This window comes from Streptomyces sp. NPDC002265 (assembly GCF_040296125.1).
In the GTDB taxonomy this organism is placed as follows: domain Bacteria; phylum Actinomycetota; class Actinomycetes; order Streptomycetales; family Streptomycetaceae; genus Streptomyces.
Genome location: NZ_JBEOWS010000285.1, coordinates 1 through 2053, shown reverse-complemented (window position 1 = coordinate 2053; position 2053 = coordinate 1). Strand labels below are relative to the sequence as shown.

Below are 2053 nucleotides of genomic sequence, written 5' to 3'. Positions count from 1 at the left end.
CTCCTCCATCTACTGGACCCCCGAGACCGGACCCCACCCCGTCTACGGGGCCATTCGTGACCGCTGGGCGAGACGCGGATGGGAAGCCAGCGAGGTCGGTTATCCGCTCGAAGAAGAACACGACCGCAGCGGCCTACCAGGACGTGAACAGAATTTCGAGCGAGGCCGGATTTCGTGGTCGCCTCAGACCGGGTCCTTCTTCGACCCACTCAAGCTCAGCGCACCCATCGTGAGCGGCGGTCTCGCAGCGCTCGGCGGTTCGGTGACAGTGACGATCAATGGGGACGGGTCGATCCGCTGGCAGGGCCACGCGCACGACAGCGGCGCTGACGGTTACGACTTCGGCATGTCTGCCGTAGTACGAGCGTCGTCTGGGAAGGCCGTCGCGTTCAGCCACTACGGTCACGTGGGGGGAACGTTCACCCCTGGATCCCGAAATCACGATTGGGATGAGAACCACCCACCCGATGCACTGGTGTACAACAATCTGGCCCCCTTCAATGACGGCCAGCTGGCGACTCACCTGGAATACAGCAGCGACATCGGAAATGCTCTTGAGGCTGCGCTCAACTGGCTGATTAAGTGGGGCGTCGGTAGCGCGCTCGGACCGGTCGGCGCCGTGGTCTTCGTCGGCCTCGAGGTCGGTTCTCTGCTCTCGACGGGTTCGCTCGTCCCGGGAGCACGACTCGCAGAAGGCATCTTGTGGCTGGCCGGCCCGGAAAACACGCTTTTTGCACTTGCCGCGGAGGGCATTGCCGCGCTCGGCAGTCGGACGCGGCATTTGAGCGACGACGAGTACAACTGGGCCAATGACCAGGTGTTCCAGGGAACCCTGCCCGCCAAGGACCGGATCGTTCTGACAGACACGATAGGGGGAGGCGACAGAGCGTTCACCTTCCCTCGGTTCGACGGGAAGATCACCCTCAACATGGGTAACGGCGCGTTCGACGATCCGCGCAAGGATCCCCACGGCGCCTACGGACAGGTCTTCATCCATGAACTTGTCCATGCCTGGCAGATTGAGCACACGCCGATGCAATTGGCTCTAATGGCTGATGCGTTCGCGTCCAAGGTCTGCGAGGCGACGCAAGGCGTCCATGCGCCGTACGTCTACGGGCCTGCTGGGCCTGTCTACGGCGACTTCAATCTGGAGCAGCAGGCAAAGATTGTCGAGGACTGGTTCGTTGGTGCCAGCAGTGTGCCCCCGGGCACTAAGCGCGACTCCAATAACCCGTACTTCCGGTATATCAGGGATAATATCCGACTCGGGAAGCCCTAAATTACGGGCGCGCACCAAGCGGGCCAGGGCACGACGAGACCGGCCGTGAACGAGTCACCTACCCGCATGATGCAGCGACGGACAAGGGCGCCGCGCCCGTGCACTTACGGGCGCGGCGGTCGGCGAGAAGAATGTCGTGCGGTTGGGACCACACGTCAGCCTCGGTCCAGTGAAACGCGAAAGCGGGTGTCGGCGCCGACGCTGCCCGGGGAGCCGGCCACCCTGGTATGGCCCAATCATCAGCGTGAGCTGCACCCCGTTTCGTGGAGTCCCCGGACTGTCCCGAGTTGGGCGGAGTCGAGTTGCTTGGTTTCAGGCTACTGGCGGGGTGCGGAGTTCGTACTCCACCGGGGTGAGCATGCCCAGCGCGGAGTGTCTGCGCTGGCGGTTATGGAAGATTTCCAGGTACTCGAAGGGGAGCAATGCTCAAGACTTGTGGATCGGCCTCGGGAGGGGTGCCTCACGAAGCGCGGAGAGCGTACCTTCCCGAGTGATCGATTGATGGTCACCGAGTAGACCCGCGTTGCACCGCGGGTCGGGAAGGCACGCCCGTGCTCAGCGTAGTCAACACCGGCGGAACCACCGATACCGGATCCCTGATGGACGACATCGTCCGCGAGGGTGCCCGACGGATGCTCGCCGCGGCCCTGGAGGCCGAAGTCAACCAGTACATAGCCGAGTTAGCCTCGCCGTTTCACTTGGGGATGTGTGGCTGTGGGGCGGAAACGCGAAAGTGCCTTCCTGACCTGGGACGATGAACCTTGCTGAGGGGTT

At 63.2% G+C, this 2053-nt stretch carries 1 protein-coding gene and 1 pseudogene; both read left to right on the top strand.

Going from position 1 to position 2053, the window contains the following annotated elements:
- A partial coding sequence (locus tag ABT085_RS34850) for an LGFP repeat-containing protein (RefSeq protein ID WP_502982871.1) occupies positions 1–1279 on the top strand: 1279 nt, incomplete at its 5' end.
- 551 nt (positions 1280–1830) lie between these two features.
- Positions 1831–1968: pseudogene (locus ABT085_RS34840) on the top strand (IS256 family transposase); the annotation flags it as partial.
- Positions 1969–2053 lie beyond the last annotated feature (85 nt).